Source organism: Clostridium sp. LS, assembly GCF_002760435.1.
In the GTDB taxonomy this organism is placed as follows: domain Bacteria; phylum Bacillota; class Clostridia; order Clostridiales; family Clostridiaceae; genus Clostridium.
This window is the reverse complement of sequence record NZ_AUUU01000258.1, coordinates 18457-39077: the sequence shown is the minus strand read 5'-3', so window position 1 is coordinate 39077 and position 20621 is coordinate 18457. Positions and strand designations below refer to the sequence as shown.

Genomic DNA, 20621 nt, shown 5'->3' with positions numbered 1-20621 from the left:
TCACTCCTTAATAAATTTTAACATCTCTAAACTTTTAGGTTTTTTTGCATAATTATTTGATATTAAAAAAGTAATTACTTTTTCTAACTCTTCCTTTATTTCGTTATTTAAGTTTAATCTATATAATTTATCAATATCCATATTCATCAAAAATCTTAAAGCATTATATGTACCTTTTGATATGAACATTCCATGCTCTTTTGGACATTCATTACATATACCTCCATAATAGGATAAACTTATATAATTTGATGTGGATATCTTTTTTCTGCAAATGCTACAATTGTCTAATATTAAACTATATCCTGTTGCCTTTAGCAATCTTAATTCAAAAGCTCTTATCAGCAGTTCATAATCTAGTGCATTTGTATTTAATAAATATAATGTCGTAACTAAATCTTTAAAAAGTCCAGTATTTACTTCATTATCAGCACAAGCAATATCAATAAGTTCGCATAAATATGATGAATAAGTAAGTTTATGCAAATTATCTAAAAGTCCTTGAAAAGAATTTATTATCTTTCCTTCTTGAAGAGTATATAAATTTTTCCCCTTATATACCATATATTCTCCATAACATAAAGGTAAAGTTAATGCTAAAAACTTACTTTTACTTTTCTTTGCCCCCCTAACCACCGCCGTGATCTTTCCTAATTTTTCAGTATAAAACCAAACTAATTTATCATTTTCTTTAAAATCCTGTGTCTTAATAATTACAGCTTTGGTTTCAAAAATCGACAGACTAACCATCTCCCACAAAATAATTAAAAATTAAGGATGAATAATCAATGATTAAGGATAAAATTCCAATGGAATTTCTATAAAAATATAAAATCCGAGAAATTACGAAGTAATTTATTCATTCATTCTTCATCATTCATCAATTAAAATTTTCATTAATTTATTTCTTTGTCTTGTATCCTAATTCTTTTAATAACAGTTGATTGTCTCTCCACTCTTTTCTGACTTTAACCCATATTTTTAAATTAACCTTGCTTCTTAAAAATTTTTCTAATTCATATCTTGAATTTTCCCCAATTCTTTTAAGCGTCTGCCCATTCTTACCTATTATTATACCTTTGTGGGAATCCTTTTCACATATTAAATCTACTTCTATATGATATGTTCCTATTTCATTTTGTTTCATTTGAATTATATCTACCGCTATACCATGAGGCACTTCATCTCTTAATGTTCTTAATGCTTTTTCCCTAATTATTTCGGAAACTACAAATTTTTCTTGAACATCTGTAATCATATCATCCGGATAATATTTAGGCCCTTCCGGCATGGCTTTCTTCATAAGTTCCACTAATCTATCAACATTTTTACCCTTAATTGCAGAAATAGGTATCATTTCGGCAAAATCAAATTCCTTAGAATACATTTCTAATGTTTTAGCTACCCTATCTTGTGTATTTTCATCAACTTTATTCAATACAAGAAATATAGGACATTTCTTATCTCTTAATGATTCTAATATAAATTTGTCTCCTCTTCCTATCTCATCGTCGGGATTTGTTAAAAATAATACTAAATCAACATCCTTGGTTGATTCTTTTGCTGAATTTACCATGTACTCTCCTAATTTATGTTTAGGTTTATGTATACCAGGCGTATCAACAAATATCATTTGATAATCATCGCCTGTTAATATTGTTTGAATATTGTTTCTTGTAGTTTGCGGTTTATTAGAAACTATAGATAACTTTTCTCCCATTATGTAATTTAACAAAGTTGATTTCCCTACATTAGGTCTTCCAACTATTGAAACAAATCCTGATTTAAACATTTTTTCCTCCTCAAAAATAAGCTTCTCTTTATTTAGAAGCTTGACTAATGTTATACTACTTTACAAATAGTATACTCTATTTATAAGTTAATTGACAATGCACTGTAAGATTCCCTATTGATATTTTAACTAATTAGATTTTTCTTTTAATATTTTCCCCTCAAAATAATAATTTTATTATCAAATGTTTAATTAAAGCCTAAATAAAGTGAAAATGAATAAAGTTAGTAAAATCCCGAAAATAGCTCCAACAATAACTTCAAAAATACTATGTACTTCAGAATCAACTCTACTTTGCGCAGTAATAAATGCTAGTAAAAAGCTAAGCAATATACAAATTGGTTCCTCAGTAATTAATGATATTGCAGTTGCAATAGAAAATCCCAGAGCACTATGACCACTAGGCATTCCCCCTTTTAATGGAGTTCCCTCTCCAAATATAGCCTTTGCAATAATTGTTACTATACAAACTATCACTAACACAATAAGAATAGTATACGGTTCTGAATTTTTGACTTTATTAATTAAGCTAAATGAAATCTTAGTTAACTTATCCCAAAATATAATATACCCAACAAGTAATGCATTTATAGCAGTAATCAAAACTGCTCCCGCTGCTGCATTTTTTGCTATCTTAGCCAGCGGATGATAATAATTAGTTGTCATATCAATTGTGGCTTCTATAGCTGTATTTACTAATTCAGCAGCTATGACCATTGCTATTGTAACTGCCAAAATAAGAAATTCATATTTTGTAACATCAAAGAAAAAACTTGCTACCAATACTACTAAAGCTGCAATCAAATGTATTTTCATATTTCTTTCCGTTCTTACCGTATCTACAATCCCTGTTATGGCATTATTAAAGCTCTCTAAAGTTTTCTTCATTTTCATTGCTTACCCCTACTTTACTTTTTGGATGAATGATTAATGATGAATAATCAAGAATTTAGGTAGACATTGCTACGCAATGTCAATAAAATAATATAATCAAAAAGCTGCAAGCTTTTTTTCCAAAATCATTCATCATTCATCATTCATCTTCCACAAATTTCACTACCTTTTAAGCTTATAAAGAATTTATGCTTTCCAAAATATTATTTACCTAGTTATGTTAAGTTTCTCTAGAATCTCTTCTTCCCTGCTCCTCATAACTTTTTTATCTTCCTCTTCCATATGATCATATCCTAATAAATGCAGCACCGAATGCACAACTAAATATGCTGCCTCTCTTTCATAAGAATGATTATATTCTTTACTTTGTTCTAATGCTTTTTCTAAAGATAATACGATGTCCCCCAGCACAAGTTCATCTCCGTCAAAATCGCTTTGAGAAAATTCATAGCCCTTATACATTTCCTTAAATACTTTTTTATTTTCGTATTCTAACATTGGAAAAGATAAAACGTCAGTTTCTTTATTTATTCTTCGTGTACTATTATTAATTTCCTTAATTTCATTGTTATCTACAAATACCAATGAAACTTCACACGCTATGTTAACCTCTTCTTCCTTTAAAGCAAATTCTATTACCTTTGTTAATTCTTCAACAAATTCATCTTTTATTTCAAGTTTATTTTGCCTGTTATCTACATAAATCATCTACAATTACTCCTTAGTTTCAATTTCCTTATTTTGATCATTCAATTCTTTAATTTTCTCTTTTGGATACTCTATTCTCTGATGATATATTCCATTTAACGCATTTAAAAAACATATTCTAATTTTTTCTATATCTTTTAAAGTTAAATTGCAGTTGTTAAGTTGACCTGATGATAATTTATCATCCATTATACAATTAACCATTTCACTAATTTTATCTTTATTTCGATCTTTAATTGACCTAACAGCTGCCTCCACACTATCTGCAAGCATTACTATTGCTGCTTCCTTTGTACTTGGTATCGGTCCTTCATACATATAATCTTCTTCTCTTATTTCATTTGGATCTTTAGCATTATTTTTCACTATATAATAAAAGTACTTAACCAAGGTTTTCCCGTGATGTTCTACTATGATATCTTGTATTATCTTTGGAAGCTTATGTTTTCTAGCTAATTCAAGACCATCTTTTACATGGGATTTTATTATCATTGTGCTTAAGTTGGCCGGTATATTATTATGAGGATTATCTCCCCCCATCTGATTTTCCCCAAAGAAATAAGGTCTTTCTACTTTACCAATATCATGAAAATATGATCCTATCCTAGTAACTACAGAATTAGCACCTACTTCTTCTGCTGCCATTTCAGCAAGATTTGCAACAAGCATGCTATGATGATATGTCCCAGGTGCATCCATTAATAATCTTTTTAGAAGCGGATTATTAGGATTTGATAATTCTAATAATTTTAATGTTGTAACCTCATTAAATGTACCTTCTAAAAACGGTAAAATTCCTAAAGCAAATACTCCTGATAAAAGTCCTCCTATTGCTGTTATTCCACCTTTTAATAAGACATCCATAAGATTACTTGATATTAATACTCCAGTAGATAGAGTAAATATTGCACTTGAAGCAGCTATATATAAGGTTGAATACAATAATTCATTTCTTTGCTGCATTTTTTTGAGTAAGGTAGCCCCTAATATTGAACTTACTATTCCTAATATAATAATTTGAACATCAAAGCCATTTAATGCACTTATAAGTATTATATTTAAAGCGCTAAGGACAAATGATATTTTGTAGTTTACTAACAATGTAAGCATCATAGGAGCGCAAGCAAAGGGAATTAAAAATGGGGACATAATTCCAATTGTTCTGCCAAATATTAACGAAATTAAATTAATAACGCTTATTAAAATGAGCTTTTTAGTATTTTTAAATATATCAATATAATTTATTTTTATATAAATATACTGAAGGAATAAAATTATTCCTAGGAAGACCGCAAGTGCAACATATACATATAAATTTACTGTCGCATTTTCATTATCCAGCATACCTAAATCTGATAAAATGTCTAACTGATCCTTAGTAACAGGTTCTCCTTCTTTTACTATAGTTTGATTTTGCTTTATTATCACCTTTGAAATGCTTTTTTGAGCTTCTTGTATTTTTTCTTCTGTCTTTTCTGCGTCAAAAAAAACATTCGCATTGACTTGTGTCTGAATTACTTGTTTTAATACATTAGTTATTTCGGTTCCTAAATTTAATGCTTCAATTTTAGTTGTAACCGTATCTTTTGCTTCCTTGAGAGATGTTTCATCATTTTCATTTATGTTTTTTTCATACACAGAGTCAATAATATCTAATGATTTTGTTTCTAAGCCCGCTAAATTATCCTTAGGAATGTTTACCAGTACACTGTATTGTTCATCAGTTAACTGAAATATTGTTAATTTCTTTAATTCTACTATTTTATCACTTTCTTTTGGAAATGTTGCTTGGCTGGCAGCATTTATTGATACAAGCTTGTCAAATAAGCTTTTTAAATTGTCTTCAGCTTGTTTTTTTACTTCTGGTTTTAAGGTATACTGTTTGCCTACTTTTTCAAGAGCCTGATCTTCCTTTTCCTTAGTAGCTTTTTCATCTACTATGTCTCTTGGTGCTTTTATATCTGATCTAGGTATATCCCCCTCTTTTAAATTATATTGTTTAGGAGTTATTGCAGTCACAAGCAATAAATAACCTATAATAAATACAAGAGCAAATAATATAATTCTCTGAATTTTATTATCTTTCCACCTATTATTATTCTTTAAATTCATGCTATTCACCTTTTCATCTTATAATAGAGTAATTAGGCATTATAAATAACGGCCAAGTTACTTCATGGTATGTTTCTTGCAATATCTTGTTCTACTGTAAAAATCACCTTAATTAATATTTTCCCATCATTTATATCTTCTACTGTAACTTTTTTATCAATAATCTTAGCATCGTTATTGAGTGTCTTTTTTAATGAATCTTCTAATTTTTGCGTAGACTCCTTAACTGTAGTATCCTTATCTAAATTTACTGGCTTACCTTTTTTCTCAAAATATGTTATCTTGTTAAAAAATCCATTCTTTTCTTCTATTTTATCATAATTATCAAACCCATTTATAGCTTTTTTCAAGTAAATTTTCTTTCCAAAAAAGCTTAAATAAATATCGCTGTTTTTTCTCCCTGTTCTTTCTAGTTTTTCTCCACTTATCTGCATCTCCATAAATTTTTCATAAAAAGTATTTGCTACAACTGTCCCGCTAGGCTTTACTTCTCTCTCAAATCCTTCTCTTCCTTGAATAGGCAATATTAAATCATCACCTTTTTTTACTATGTCACCTGGTACTACAGCCGGATTACCCGAATTAGTATATACTCTTTTTACTTCTCCATCCATTTTAGCTACTACCTGGTTATATAATGTTTTTTCTGTAGACGGCGGATTTACTTTTTCCTTAATGACAAGTTTTAGAGTTGAGCCCTCAATTCTAACCCTAATCCACATTATTTGATCATTTAAATTCTCCATCTTCTTTTCTATATCATATACATTTATTTGTGATTTACCTATTCCAGGCTTAATTCCAATAGCAGTAAGTTGTTGTCTAATTTCAAATGGACTTAAATTTCTTTGAGTTTGTATATCTATTGCCCATATATAATTTGATAATCCATATATAACGGCAAAAAATAGGATAGCACCTATCACTAAAGAAACTCTTTTCTTTAATTTTATAAGTAAAACTATAAAACCTCTAGTATTAACTATTTTTACTTTTCCTTTATGTTTTTTAATTAAGCTTACGGTTTTCCCGTAATCTTTATAATATATTGTTAACCTAATCGTAGTTAAATTAATCTTAATAATATTGCAAGTATAAATTTCATTGTTCCAAAGAACATTTAATATATTTTCTGGCATTAATGCATTAACTTCTATGGTTGCTTGTCCTGATTTTAGACTATCAAATATCATCTTTACCTCTCATATGAAATACCTTTAAAAATTCCGCTTATTGTAATACTTGTTTCAGCAATAAAAAGTATTTCAAATTCCTCTCCTTGTATTACTATGCTTCCAATTCTGGAATTTATTTTAACCATATTAGTTTCAAAAAATATAATGCCTCTATGATTTTCAATTGTTATTTCCCTATTTCCTACTACTATTATTTTAGGTAAATCTAATGAAATATCACTTGGAAAATCTAATTTACTAAGAATTTTTTCTTTTCCTTTTTGAAATTTCTCTTCCATAATTTCCTCCCACATAAACTTCTTCATTGTAATTTATGATGGCTTTGGAAATTTAATACCTTTTTTAGATTTATTTAAATAATATATCCAAAAATAATAAAAGAACTCAAGATTACCTTGAGTTCTTTTATTATTTATTATTTAAATATTCTTTAACAATTTGACTTACAAGTTTACCATCAGCTTTCCCTAATACTTTAGGTTTAACAGCTGACATAACTTTTCCCATATCTTTAATGCTATCTGCACCCACTTCTTCAGCTGATTCTTTTACTATTTGTTTTATCTCTTCTTCACCTAATTGCTGAGGAAGGTATTTTAACAAAATCTCTATTTCAGCCTTACACTGATCTACTAAATCTTGCCTATTTCCTTTTTCAAATTCAAGCATAGACTCTCTTCTTTGCTTGACTTCTTTAGCTAATATACTAATAACTTCATCATCTTCAAGCTTTCTATTATCAGTTTTTTCAACTAATAATACAGCAGACTTAGCAGTACTAATTACGTTAGCTGTAAATTTATCTTTTGTCTTTAAAGCAGCTTTCCAATCATCTTGTAATCTATCTTTAATTATTGACATAATTGAACCTTCTTTCAAAAGCAAATATCACTATTTAAACTTTCTCTTTCTAGCAGCTTCTGACTTTTTCTTTTTCTTAACGCTTGGCTTTTCGTAATGTTCTCTCTTCCTAACTTCTGAAAGAACCCCAGCTCTAGCACATTTTCTTTTAAATCTTCTTAACGCACTTTCAAGTGTTTCGTTTTCTCCAACTTTAATTTCTGACATTTACTATCCCTCCCTCCGCTAGCTTAAATTAACTCAGCTATGGGCTTAATAACACATGCTATATTATACAATATTTAAATAAACAATGTCAAGAAATTAAGAAAAAATCTCCAATGCTTTCTGATGGAATAATAACATAGTGTTAGCCCGGTGGCCACTGTAAACTTCTTCCTCCAAGTACATGAAAATGAATATGTTTTACTGTCTGTCCGCCATCATCTCCACAATTGTTGACAATTCTATACCCTGAACTACTAATATTAAGTTCTACTACTAATTTATTAATAACCTTAAATATATGTGCAACAACATCTACATTATTATCATTTAAAGCATTAGCACTTTCAATGTGTTCTTTTGGTATTACTAAAAAATGAACTGGAGCTTCTGGATTTATATCATAAAAAGCATATACTTTATCATCTTCATATACCTTTTTGCTTGGTATCTCTCCCTTAACAATCTTACAAAAAATACAATCTCCCATAAATTCACCCCCTTTTATTCAGTTAACAGTTAACAATTAACAGTTTACAGTTATCTCAATATTTCTTCTGTTAAAAGTTAGTATTAACAATATAGAAATACTTTAATCTTTTTCCATTGTATCAAATTTATATTATTTTTCCAATAACATAATCTCCACTTGCTTCTTCAATTCTGCAAAGAATTATTTTACCTACCATATTTTCATTTCCACTCTGAATTTCAACTTTTACATAATTTCTTGTATATCCTTCAAATACTCCTGGCTTATTAGAAACCTCTTGTTCAACTAACACATCTAATTCTCTTCCAATTAAAGACTTACTAAAATCGCCTTCATTTTTTGCATTAAGCTCAATTAAAGCCTTGCTTCTTTTATCTTTAACAACCCCATCTACCTGATTAGGCATATCAGCAGCTTTAGTGCCTTTCCTTGGGCTAAATTTAAATATGTGAGTTTTAGTTAGCTTAAGTTTCTTTAGGTATTCGTAAGTCTCACTAAATTCTTCATCAGTTTCCCCCGGAAAACCAACAATTACATCCGTAGTTATAGATGCATCCTTTAGATTCTCCCTTATCCTATTGACCGCATCTTCATATTCTTTAGCCGTATATCTTCTATTCATTCTTTTTAAGGTTGCATCACAGCCGCTTTGAAGGGATAAATGAAATTGTGGGCATAGTTTTTTCATCTTTCTCATTTTCTCTATAACTTCATTGGTAAAGAAACTAGGTTCAATTGAGCCTATTCTAACTCTTTCAATTCCATCCATTTTTTCTATTTCTTCTAATAAGGTGATTAAGGTTATATTTCCTTCCAAATCTACGCCGTAAGAAGCTGTATGAATTCCAGATAATATTATTTCCTTAAATCCATGTTCACTTAACTTCTTTATTTCATCTAATACCTTTTGAGGATCCTTTGAGCAAGTTGTCCCTCTTGTATATGGTATTAGGCAATATGCACAAAATCTGTTACATCCATCTTGTATTTTTAAAAATGCTCTAGTCTTATCTTGATATTCTTCTATATTTAGTTCTTCGAATTGTTTATTCTTTAAAACTTCTCCAACCATTAATTGTGGCTTCTGCTCATCTTTTGCTTTATTTACATAGTAAACAATGTCGCCTTTATTTCTGGTTCCAAGTACAACATCCACACCTTCTATATTAGATACCTCTTCTGGCGCTACTTGTGAGTAACATCCAACAGCCGCAATTATTGCATTTTTATTTGCTCTTCGTGCTCTACTTATTATTTGTCTTGATTTTTTATCGCTCATATTAGTTACTGAACAAGTGTTTATAACATATACATCTGCAAAATTATTAAAATCAGTAACTTCATAACCTTCTCTTATGAACTTTTCTGCCATTGCTTCTGTCTCATAATGATTTACTCTACATCCTAAAGTTGCAAATGCCACTAGACTCTTTCCTTCTGTATTTTTCGCAGGCTCTTTATTAGATAATTTTTCAAGTTTAGTCTTATCATTATCTACTCTAACTATCTTCACTTGGTTTTCTCCCATTACAATAGCTTTCCTCCTAAATCTCCTAATTCATACTGAATTAACGCTGCACTTGTAAATCCAGCTGTTTCCGTACGTAGTATTCTATTTCCAAGAGTAACAATATAGGCGCCCTGTTCTTTCAAACTGTTAATTTCAGATTCTTCAAATCCACCTTCAGGCCCTATAAAAACCCCCACTTCATTTATAGTATTTAAATTTATATTATCTTTATCCAACTTCTTTATAAGAGTTTTCATTCCAAAATCTTCTGCATTCTCATAAGGAACTATAATCAAATCCATTTTTTTCAGTTCATTTATTGCTTCATTAAAATCAATAACCTCTTTAACCTGAGGGATTATACTTCTTTTTGATTGCTTACATGCCTCTAAAGCAATTCTATTTAATCTATCAAGCTTTTTAAATTCTCCCTTAAGCTTAACATCTACTCTAGCTGTTATTGTAGGAATAAATTCAAATACTCCAAGTTCTGTACCCTTTTGTACTATTAAATCCATCTTTTGACCTTTGGGCAATCCTTGGAAAAGATGAATTTTAACTTTACTTTCATTATTTATATCTAATTTCTTAATTACTTTAACTATAACCTCATTTTTCGTTATAGCTTCAATTTCACCTAAATACTCTATTCCCTGGCAATTATTTAATATTACTTCTTCACCCTCAGATAGCCTTAAGACTTTATAAATATGTTTTACATCATCTCCAAATATTCTACCTTCAGTTTCATTAATATTATGAGGTTCTGTAAAAAACTTATGCATACAAACGCCACCCCCTTTAGTCAGTTTACAGTTAACAATTATCAGTTTACAGTTGAGGTAGACATTGCTCGGCAATGTCTATATTATTAAATAATCAAAAAGCTGTAAGCTTTTTTTCCTTAATTATTCATCATTCATTTTTCATTATTCTCTTCTATTTTCCCGCTTTTATAAACCTTGTATGAGTTAAATGCTTTTAATTTACAATTATTTATTAACAGCTTTTGCAACTATGCAATTCCATTCTCCATCTTTATTTATTTCAATAACTTCAAAGCCGCATTCTGCAAATTTATCTTTTACCATGTCTACTCGGTCATGGATTATGCCAGAAGTTATAAATAGGCCACCTTCATTTAATGCTTTTTTTACATCTTCAGTTAATATGCAGATGATTTCTGCTATTATGTTTGCAACAACAATATCAGCTTTTCCTTCAACTACATCTAATAGATTTCCTTCTAATACTTCAATATTATTTAAATTATTGAAACCAATGTTTTCTTTAGATGAATCAACTGCAACTGGATCTAAGTCTACGCCAACTACATGTTTAGCACCAAGCTTTGCTGCTGCTATAGCAAGTATTCCAGATCCACATCCAACATCAAATACTGTTGTATTAGGTTTTACATACTTATCTAAGGCTTTTATACACATTCTAGTTGTTTCATGAGTCCCTGTTCCAAAAGCCATACCTGGATCTAATTCTATTATTATCTCCTCATCTTTTATCTCGTATTCTTCCCAAATTGGTTTTATAACAATCTTATCTGTTATTTTAACTGGCTTATAGTATTGCTTCCAGTTATTTGCCCAGTCTTCTTCATGCATAGTTTTAACTTCTACTTTTCCCTCACCTATATCAATTCCAAACTCTTTTAGTTCAGAAAGTTTCTCTTTTACATACGAAGCAATTTCTTCTACTTTGTCATCTTGAGAAAAATAAGCTTTAACTACTGCTGCATTTCCTTTATGCTCTAAAATATTTATATCTGCAAAATCCCAAGTTAATGGTCCTTGTTCTCTAGAAAGCAAATCTTCAGGGTCCTCAATTGCAACATTTGGGCAGTCTAACCCATAAAATATTCCTGATATAGGCTCTAAAGCCTCACTTTTTGTTATTACGCTAACTTCTATCCAAATTCCGTCCATGTTTATTTATCATCCTTTCACATCACATTATACGTGTTTCCACCTATCATCTTAATTCTTTTGAGCTATTAAAAATTTTATCTTAATTCCCTGCTCACTAAACATCCTCTCATGCTCAGTTTTCACATTTCCTTCAAAACCACTATTATGTAAATCATATGTTATATAATTAATTTTAAACTTCGACTCCTTAAAATATTCAAGAGATTCCTCAAATAATTCATCATCATCAGTTTTAAAATAAATCTCACCATCATTGTTTAAAAATATCCTATATTGTTCAAGTTGTCTTGGATGAGTTAATCTTCTCTTTTTATGCTTTTCCTTTGGCCAAGGATTACAAAAATTTATGTATATTCTGCTTATAACGTCTTCTTCACTTAAAATTTCATTGATTAGTCCTATTTCTTGAGCCATTAGTTTAACATTATCAACAGTTTTACCTTTTTCTTCATAGGCTTTTTCTATATTCCTTTTGGCTAATCCTAAAACTTCATCTTTTATATCAATTGCAATGTAATTAATATCTGGATTTTCAGAGCCATGCACTGCCATAAAGGTCCCTTTTCCACATCCTAGTTCTAAGTATATAGGCTTATCATTTCCAAAAAATTCTCTCCACTTACCTCTATATTCCTTAGGATTTATAACAAAAAAATCACAGCTTTCAAGTTCAGGTCTCGCCCATGGTTTCTTTCTCATTCTCATGTTAATTCACTCCATCATTTATCATTCATAATAATTATACATATAAATATATATATTGCAATTTTTATCTGAAAAATATGCAGTTATTGTAAAATAGTTGAATTATCTTACAATACTGCATATATAATCTCCTTTATAAGTTTATAGCTTATTTCTATAAATATAGCACACTTCCAAACTTATGAAAATGTGCTATGTTAAACATTTGTTTACTATTATTTATTATACTTATTTACTATTTGTAATAATTCATCTTCATTATTTTCTACAAAATCATAGAAATCCACATTTTTATTTTCTATATACAATGATAACTCGTACAAAAATTCTGGTATTTCACGAGCAAGTAAATCACCATATATCTTTCCAAGTCTTGCACTTCCTGTTTCAAAGGATCCGTTAATATGTAATTCAAATACATCTTCAACAGTATCTCCAACTTTTTTACGCTTTCCTGTAAAGCCAATACCAACAATTTCATGAACTGCACAAGAATTTCCACATCCAGATATATGAACTCTTGGAAGTATATCTTTATTATAGCCTTTCTCTGCAAAATAATTGATTATATCATTTAGCATTTTTTGACTCTCTAAAATTCCAACTTGGCATATTGGCACTCCAATACATGATACACTTTGCGCTAAAGCTGTTTCTCCTCCAATATTTTGTGTTATATCTAAAAGTTCTTTAGCTTCATCACCATTTAAGTTTCTGAAGTATAACCCTTCTGTCATTGTAAGTCTTATTTCTAAATCTTGTACTGATTTCGCTTTATCTAAAATTTCTCTTAATGTCTTAACAGAAATTTGTCCTCCAATTGGGTGGAAATATACACTGTATAATCCTTTTTGTTTTTGTGAATATAATCTTGAATGTGTTAATTCTATTTCTTTACCCTCTTTAGTAATTTCCTTAGATTCTACAAATAAATCTAACTCATTATTATCTAATACATCTTTCAAATGCTCTTTATATGTTTCTATGAATTTCTCTTTGCCCATTCTCTCCAATATATATCTTATACGAGCTTTATTTCTATCTTCATAATTACCTTCTTTTACGAATAAATTTGTCATAGCTTCTACATGATATAATACATCACTTGGTTTTATAAGCTCATCATATTCAACTGCAACTTGAGGATTTCTTCCAATTCCTCCTCCCAAAAATACTCTAAAATATTTTTCATTATCTTTTATGGTTGCTAAAAATCCTAAATCTGCAACATTACAGTGACCATGATCTGAGTCGCTGCTTGAAAAAGATACTTTAAACTTTCTTGGAAACTTATATGATGTTATTTTGCTTAAAAAATGATTATTTACAGCTAATGCATATGGTGTTACATCAAATGCTTCATCTTTATCTACTCCTGATAATGGAGACATAGCTACATTTCTTGGAAAGTTTCCGCCTCCACCTCTAGAATATATATCATTATCTATACCATCCTTCATTATTCCGCAAACCTGATCTATTGTTAAATTATGATATTGCACTGCTTCTCTTGTAGTTAAGTGGAATCCACCTAACTCATATTTTTCTGCTATATTGCATAACCAATTCATATTTTCAAAACTACTAATTCCAGAAGGAATCCTAAGTCTTATCATAAATTCTTTTTTATTACGTTCTGAGTATACTCCCATTCCTCCAGAGACTTTTTTGAAATCCATAATAGATACTTCACCAGATAAAAATTTATTCCCTAATTCTCTGAACTCTTCTATTTCAACTAATAATTTTTCTTTTAAATCCTTCACTTGTTTTCCTCCTAAAAATAATTTGTTTTTATATATTATACCCTATAATTGCAAACAAGACTATAGCTATAGGATTTATCGGTGAATTTTCGTCATATTTGTTCAAAAAATAAGAAAAGAAACTATTTAAATAATGCGTAAGACTTAGCATATTTAAATAGTTCCAAAAATTTCTTATTTATTTTTACCAAAAAGTTTTTTCTTAGGAGCAGGTGCGTTTCCATCTTCAAATTCTTCACCTGATGCTCTCATAAGTTCATATAAGGCTTCTTTTTGTTCTTTATTTAATGTCTTTGGAATATCAACAATAACTTTTACGTATTGATCTCCTTTTCCGCTTGAATTAACTCTTTGTATTCCCTTACCTTTTAATCTAAACATAGTTCCTGATTGCGTACCTGGCGGAACTGTATATTTAACATTGCCATCCACTGTAGCTACAGTAATTTCTGTACCTAAGGCAGCTTTAGCCATAGAAACATGTGCATCTATATATACATCATTACCTTTTCTTGTGAATACTTTTGATGGAGTAACATTAATTCTTACATATAAGTCTCCAGGACTTCCACCTCTTAATCCATGTTCACCTTGTCCTCTTAGCGGCATTACATTTCCTGTATCTACACCTGCTGGTATGTTAACTTTTATCTTTCTTGTTTTTCTAACATTACCTTTTCCTCTACATTCAGAACATGGTTTTTCAATAATCTTTCCAGTACCTCTACAAGTATCACATGTAGAAGTTGAAACAAAGCTTCCAAGAGGGGTTTGTCTTTGTACTCTTACTTGACCTGCTCCACCGCAAGTCGGACACGTCTTAGCACTAGTTCCTGGTTCAGCACCACTTCCGCTGCAATGCTCACAATTTTCACTTCTTGTAACAGAAATTTCCTTTTCAACTCCGAAAACAGCTTCTTCAAAGGTTAATGTTATTGTATATTCAATATCATTTCCTCTTACAGGGCCATTCCTTCTTCTAGAACTTGATGCTCCACCACCAAAGAAGGATTCAAAAATATCTCCGAAGCCACCCATATCAAATCCATCAAAACCGCCGAAACCACCGCCTCCGAAGCCGCCGCTACCATCAAAAGCAGCTGATCCAAACTGATCATATCTAGCTTTTTTCTCAGGATCTGAAAGCACTTGATAAGCTTCATTTATTTCTTTGAACTTCTCCTCAGCTTCCGCATTTCCTTGGTTTCTATCTGGATGATATTTTACAGCTAGTTTTCTAAAGGCTCTTTTTATCTCATCATCACTTGCTCCCTTTTGGAGGCCAAGCAATTCATAGTAGTCTTTACTTGCCATTTGTTTTCACCACCTAGTTTTATTTACTGTAGAAAAGGGAAGACGAGCTTGCCTTCCCTATCCTATTATATTAGATAACTATAGTTTAGTACAACTAATTTATTATCCTTATTTATCTTCATCTACCTTGAAATCTGCATCTACTACATTGTCATCATGTGGTGCACTTTGTGCTCCACCAGCTGCATTTGGATCAAAACCTGCTCCACCTTCAGCACCGCCAGCTTGTTGATACATCTTTGTAGCTATTGGATAGAATGATTGATTTACTGCTTCAATTGCAGCCTTGATAGCTTCAACATCTTCTCCATCTTTAACTTTCTTTAAATCTTCAATCTTAGCTCTTACAGCTGCTTTTTCATCTTCAGTAGCTTTGTCGCCAACTTCATTTAATGTCTTTTCTATTTGGTATATAGTTTGGTCTGCATTGTTTACAGCTTCAACTTTTTCTTTTCTCTTCTTATCTTCTTCAGCAAATTTTTCTGCTTCTTTTACAGCCTTATCTACTTCATCATCACTTAAGTTAGTTGATGCAGTAATTGTTATATTTGCTTCTTTTCCAGTTCCCTTATCTAAGGCTGATACCTTAACAATACCATTAGCATCTATATCAAATGTAACTTCAATTTGAGGAATTCCTCTTGGTGCTGGAGCTATTCCTGATAATGTAAATTGTCCAAGTGACTTATTATCTACAGCCATTTGTCTTTCACCTTGAACTACATTAATTTCAACTGATGTTTGGTTATCTGCAGCTGTTGAGAACACTTGACTCTTCTTTGTTGGAATAGTTGTATTTCTTTCAATTAATGGAGTGGCTATTCCACCAGCAGTTTCAATTCCAAGTGTTAATGGAGTAACATCAAGTAATACTACATCCTTAACTTCTCCAGTTAATACACCTGCTTGAATAGCTGCACCTACAGCAACACATTCATCTGGGTTAACTCCCTTAGATGGTTCTTTTCCTGTAAAGTTTTTAACCGCTTCTACTACAGCTGGAATTCTTGTTGATCCACCAACTAAGATTACTTTATCAATATCACTTAATGAAAGCTTAGCATCTGCTAATGCTTTTCTCATTGGTTCAATACTTCTTTCTACTAAATCATGAGTAATTTCATTAAATTTAGCTCTGCTTAAAGTTAAATCTATATGCTTTGGACCTGTTGCATCAGCTGTAATAAATGGTAAGTTGATGTTTGTTTGTTGAGAAGCTGATAATTCAATTTTAGCCTTTTCAGCAGCTTCTTTTAATCTTTGAACTGCCATTTTATCTTGCATTAAATCAATACCATTTGAAGCCTTAAATTCATTTGCAATGTACTTCATTATCTTTTCATCAAAGTCATCTCCACCAAGCTTTGTATCACCATTAGTTGATAATACTTCGAATACTCCATCTCCTAAATCTAGAATAGATACGTCGAAAGTACCACCACCTAAGTCATAAACTAAGATCTTGTGAGCTGAATCCATTTTATCTAAACCATAAGCTAATGATGCTGCTGTTGGCTCGTTTATTATTCTTAATACTTCAAGACCTGCAATCTTACCAGCATCTTTAGTTGCTTGTCTTTGGCTATCATTAAAGTAAGCTGGTACAGTAATAACTGCTTGAGTTACTGTTTCACCTAAATAGCTTTCCGCATCTGCTTTTATCTTTTGAAGAATCATAGCAGAAATTTCTTGTGGTGAATATTGTTTTCCATCTATATCAACTTTATAGTTTGTTCCCATATGTCTTTTTATTGAAATAACTGTTTTATCTGGATTAGTAATCGCTTGTCTTTTAGCAACTTGCCCAACTAATCTTTCTCCATTTGCTTGGAATGATACTACTGAAGGAGTAGTTCTAGCACCCTCTGAGTTTGCTATAACAGCTGGTTCTCCACCTTCCATAACTGCTACACATGAATTTGTAGTTCCTAAATCAATTCCTATAATCTTTGCCATGATATTTTCCTCCTAAAACTTTATTAGTTTATTTTAATTTGAAATTTTCAATAAATAAATTTATATTATTAGTTATATCTTAATTAAATAATTTATTTTAATTAGCAACTTTAACCATTGTATGTCTTATTATTTTGTCATCTTTTTTATATCCTTTTTGGAAAACTTCAGCTATTACATTTTTACCCAAGCTTTCATCTTCAATATGCATTACCGCATTATGAAGGTTAGGATCAAATTCACCTGTGGCATCTATTTCTTCAACACCAAGTTTTGCAAATGAATCTTGACAGCCTTTAATTGTCATCTCGATTCCTTTTTTCAAATCTTCTAAACTTCCATCAGCTGCAATAGCTCTCTCTAAATTATCAATAATTGGAATAATTTCTTTTAATACATCAATATATGCATCGCTGTATATTCCCTCTTTTTCTTTAATAGTTCTTTTTCTGTAGTTATCATATTCAGCTGTCACTCTCAAAAGTCTATCTTTTGCAGCATCTAATTCTTCTCTCAATTTTTTATTTTCCTCTTCTTGGTTTTTTGCTAAATCTTCTATATCTTCCTCTGCTGCTTCCTTATTTTCAGAAGCTTCTTCACTCGCATCGTTATTTTCCGATGCATTATCATTTTCATTTTCTGTTGTTTCATTTTCTTCGACTATTGTTTCGTCTTTAATTTCTTCGTTTTTCAGCTCTTCATTTTTCATATCTTTATTATCCTCCATATATCTAAAGCACACCTCTTCTCTTCAAATCAACTTTTATTTTTGATTACTTAATATATTATTAAGCTCTTTTATAACTTCAGCCATTATTACTATTACCTTTGAATAATTAATTCTTCTAGGCCCAATTAATCCTATTTTTCCAATTGGTCTATCTTTGAAAGAATATTCAGCAGAAATTATGCTACAATCTTTAACTTGTGGTTTGTAATTTTCATCACCTATACTAACTGTAATATTATCCCGCGGATTAAACAAATCCATTAGAGCTTCCTTATCATTAAGAAGAGATAACATTTCTTTAGCCTTATCAATATCGTTATATTCAGGATAGTTAAAAATATTTGTTGTTCCTTCCATAAATACTTCTGTAGAATCAGCGAAGTTCAATGTTTCATATAAAATAGGTAAAATTGCATTGAATATTTCTTCATATTGCCCTAAATCGTTTTTCAGGTTATTAATTACCTCTAAATTTATTTCTTGAATAGACAGATTTACCAGCCTATTATTAATAACTAGATTTATGCGATTTAAAGTTTCTACTTCTGGAACTCCATTATTTAACTTCATAATATGATTTTTTATAAGACCAGTATCTGTTAAGAAAACTGATACCAAATTATAATCATCTACCTTAATAAGTTGAATTGATTTAATAAAACTCTTTTTAACTGAAGGTGTTTCGATTACACAAGTTAATTTAGTAAGTTCTGATAATAAGGCACTAGTTTGCTTTACTATTTTGTCTACTTCAAGCATTGCAGAATCGATTATATATTGTTTAATTTTTAGATCCTCTTCGACTGTTAGTCTCTGATTATCCATAAGTTGGTCAACATATAATCTATATCCCTTACTGGAAGGAATTCTTCCTGCAGAAGCATGAGGTTGTTCTAAGTATCCCATATCTTCAAGGTCAGCCATTTCATTCCTTATAGTTGCAGACCCAATACCTAAATTATAGTTTTTAGCAATAGTTCTTGACCCAACTGGATCTCCTGTACGAATATAGTCATTGATAATAGCTTGAAGTATCTTTATTTTTCTGTCATCAATACTCATAACCTCACCTCTTTTTGTTAGCACTCATTAACCTCGAGTGCTAATGACTATGTTTTTAATATATTATTTATGATGTTTTTTGTCAATTCTATTTATTTTTATTATAGCTATGTATAGTTAATAATAAATGAATTTTATTAAATTATCTCTTCATTACTGCTATTTACTCTTATTTCCTATATAATTTATTTCTAGACGTTACATATTTCCATAGCAATGCCTAACTAGCTTTTCCCAGAACTTTTTATCCTAAAATAAAATCGCTCATTACATAATTTGATAATTCAACTCCTTTGGGCGTTAGAAATAGTTTTCCCGAATTGCAGCTTAATAATTCTTTGTTTATATTTTTTTCAATTATATCTCCATAAACTTCATATATATCTTTATTAAATCTTTCTTTAAATCTACTAACTTCTATACCATCAATCATCCTAAGTCCCATAAAGACAAATTCCTCCATGTTATCGTCCGTACTATTTTCATAACTTTCTTGAATTATATCTTCATTACTCTCCATTTTTCTTATATAATCTTCAATGTTATCAATATTTTTAATTCTTTTATTATTAATAAAGGAACTAGCCGAAACACCTAAACCTAAATATTCATCACATTTCCAATACACTTTATTATGAAAGCATTCCTTACCCTCTCGTGCAAAATTAGAAATTTCGTATTGATGATATCCATATTTATTCAAAATTTCTTTTGTGATTAAATACATTTCCCTTTCATTCTCTTCCTCTGGTAATTTTAACTTTCCTTGTTCATATAGTTCATAAAAACCTGTACCTTCTTCAAGTATTAAACTATAGGCTGAAATATGATCTAACTTAAGATTGGCTATATCCTCTAAGGACTTGCCCCAATCATCAATAGTTTGATTGGGCAATCCAAACATTAAATCAACATTTATGTTATCAAACCCCATGCTTCTAGCTAATAGATAATTGCTTTCGAAATCTTCATAAGTATGTATCCTTCCAATCTCTTTCAAAATAGAATTTTTTGTTGACTGCAACCCCATACTAATCCTGTTTACATTATATCTTTTCATAATACTAAGATTTTGTTTATTTAGCGTTCCTGGATTGCATTCTACTGTAAATTCTAAATCTTCTTTCAAACTTAAGCTGCTTATAGTATTTAATAACCTTTCTAAATTAGAAAACTCTAAATAAGATGGCGTCCCTCCACCAATAAATATGCTATTAATTTTATAACTTTGTGTTTTTTGTAATAATTCCTTTTCTAATGCATCTATATATTCATTCATTAGATTTTCTTTTCCTGAATATGATGGAAAATCACAATAAAGGCATTTTTGCTTACAAAACGGAATATGTATATATAAAGATATGTCTTTCAATAA

20 protein-coding genes are annotated in these 20621 nt (G+C 30.1%); all 20 read right to left on the bottom strand.

The genetic code is table 11. The features are described 5' to 3' along the window. Positions 1-750, bottom strand: a complete 750-nt coding sequence (gene recO, locus COL3_RS27835) for a DNA repair protein RecO (protein ID WP_008429619.1) — start codon at positions 748-750, stop codon at positions 1-3. Between the two features lie 151 nt (positions 751-901). Next, positions 902-1792: a GTPase Era gene (gene era, locus COL3_RS27830; RefSeq protein WP_008429622.1), complete on the bottom strand. Its 891-nt coding sequence runs from the start codon at positions 1790-1792 to the stop codon at positions 902-904. Positions 1793-1984: 192 nt separating this feature from the next. Then, positions 1985-2686, bottom strand: a complete 702-nt coding sequence (locus COL3_RS27825) for a diacylglycerol kinase (RefSeq protein WP_008429623.1) — start codon at positions 2684-2686, stop codon at positions 1985-1987. Between the two features lie 207 nt (positions 2687-2893). Then, positions 2894-3394, bottom strand: a complete 501-nt coding sequence (gene ybeY / locus COL3_RS27820; protein WP_008429626.1) for an rRNA maturation RNase YbeY — start codon at positions 3392-3394, stop codon at positions 2894-2896. A gap of 6 nt (positions 3395-3400) precedes the next feature. After that, positions 3401-5506, bottom strand: a complete 2106-nt coding sequence (locus COL3_RS27815; protein WP_008429628.1) for an HDIG domain-containing metalloprotein — start codon at positions 5504-5506, stop codon at positions 3401-3403. 62 nt (positions 5507-5568) lie between these two features. Continuing rightward, a complete protein-coding gene (gene yqfD, locus COL3_RS27810; protein WP_008429630.1) occupies positions 5569-6699 on the bottom strand; it encodes a sporulation protein YqfD in 1131 nt (376 codons plus the stop codon). A 2-nt stretch (positions 6700-6701) separates the two neighbouring features. After that, positions 6702-6980, bottom strand: a complete 279-nt coding sequence (gene yqfC / locus COL3_RS27805) for a sporulation protein YqfC (protein WP_008429631.1) — start codon at positions 6978-6980, stop codon at positions 6702-6704. Positions 6981-7110: 130 nt separating this feature from the next. Beyond that, a complete protein-coding gene (locus tag COL3_RS27800; protein ID WP_008429633.1) occupies positions 7111-7563 on the bottom strand; it encodes a GatB/YqeY domain-containing protein in 453 nt (150 codons plus the stop codon). 30 nt (positions 7564-7593) lie between these two features. Further along, on the bottom strand, positions 7594-7770 hold the full coding sequence (gene rpsU / locus COL3_RS27795; RefSeq protein WP_008429643.1) for a 30S ribosomal protein S21: 177 nt from the start codon (positions 7768-7770) through the stop codon (positions 7594-7596). 142 nt (positions 7771-7912) lie between these two features. Then, on the bottom strand, positions 7913-8257 hold the full coding sequence (locus COL3_RS27790) for a histidine triad nucleotide-binding protein (protein ID WP_008429647.1): 345 nt from the start codon (positions 8255-8257) through the stop codon (positions 7913-7915). Between the two features lie 127 nt (positions 8258-8384). Next, positions 8385-9788 (bottom strand): tRNA (N(6)-L-threonylcarbamoyladenosine(37)-C(2))-methylthiotransferase MtaB, encoded by a 1404-nt coding sequence (gene mtaB / locus COL3_RS27785; protein ID WP_008429648.1) that lies wholly within the window; start codon positions 9786-9788, stop codon positions 8385-8387. After that, positions 9788-10555: an RsmE family RNA methyltransferase gene (locus COL3_RS27780; RefSeq protein ID WP_008429651.1), complete on the bottom strand. Its 768-nt coding sequence runs from the start codon at positions 10553-10555 to the stop codon at positions 9788-9790. Before COL3_RS27780 ends, mtaB begins: the two co-directional genes overlap by 1 nt. A gap of 207 nt (positions 10556-10762) precedes the next feature. Beyond that, positions 10763-11710 carry a 50S ribosomal protein L11 methyltransferase gene (gene prmA, locus COL3_RS27775; RefSeq protein WP_008429653.1) on the bottom strand — a complete coding sequence of 316 codons (948 nt, stop codon included), beginning with the start codon at positions 11708-11710 and terminating at the stop codon, positions 10763-10765. 51 nt (positions 11711-11761) lie between these two features. After that, a complete protein-coding gene (trmB, locus tag COL3_RS27770; protein ID WP_008429655.1) occupies positions 11762-12418 on the bottom strand; it encodes a tRNA (guanosine(46)-N7)-methyltransferase TrmB in 657 nt (218 codons plus the stop codon). 215 nt (positions 12419-12633) lie between these two features. Beyond that, positions 12634-14184, bottom strand: a complete 1551-nt coding sequence (locus COL3_RS27765) for a nitrite/sulfite reductase (protein ID WP_008429656.1) — start codon at positions 14182-14184, stop codon at positions 12634-12636. A gap of 174 nt (positions 14185-14358) precedes the next feature. Next, positions 14359-15498 (bottom strand): molecular chaperone DnaJ, encoded by a 1140-nt coding sequence (dnaJ, locus tag COL3_RS27760; RefSeq protein WP_008429658.1) that lies wholly within the window; start codon positions 15496-15498, stop codon positions 14359-14361. A 108-nt stretch (positions 15499-15606) separates the two neighbouring features. Next, positions 15607-17454 (bottom strand): molecular chaperone DnaK, encoded by a 1848-nt coding sequence (gene dnaK, locus COL3_RS27755; protein WP_008429661.1) that lies wholly within the window; start codon positions 17452-17454, stop codon positions 15607-15609. A gap of 97 nt (positions 17455-17551) precedes the next feature. Further along, positions 17552-18181, bottom strand: a complete 630-nt coding sequence (gene grpE / locus COL3_RS27750; RefSeq protein WP_008429663.1) for a nucleotide exchange factor GrpE — start codon at positions 18179-18181, stop codon at positions 17552-17554. A 36-nt stretch (positions 18182-18217) separates the two neighbouring features. Continuing rightward, positions 18218-19246, bottom strand: a complete 1029-nt coding sequence (gene hrcA / locus COL3_RS27745) for a heat-inducible transcriptional repressor HrcA (protein WP_035284580.1) — start codon at positions 19244-19246, stop codon at positions 18218-18220. 244 nt (positions 19247-19490) lie between these two features. Continuing rightward, complete coding sequence (gene hemW / locus COL3_RS27740; protein ID WP_008429667.1) at positions 19491-20618, bottom strand: radical SAM family heme chaperone HemW; 1128 nt, start codon at positions 20616-20618, stop codon at positions 19491-19493. Positions 20619-20621: the final 3 nt, after the last annotated feature.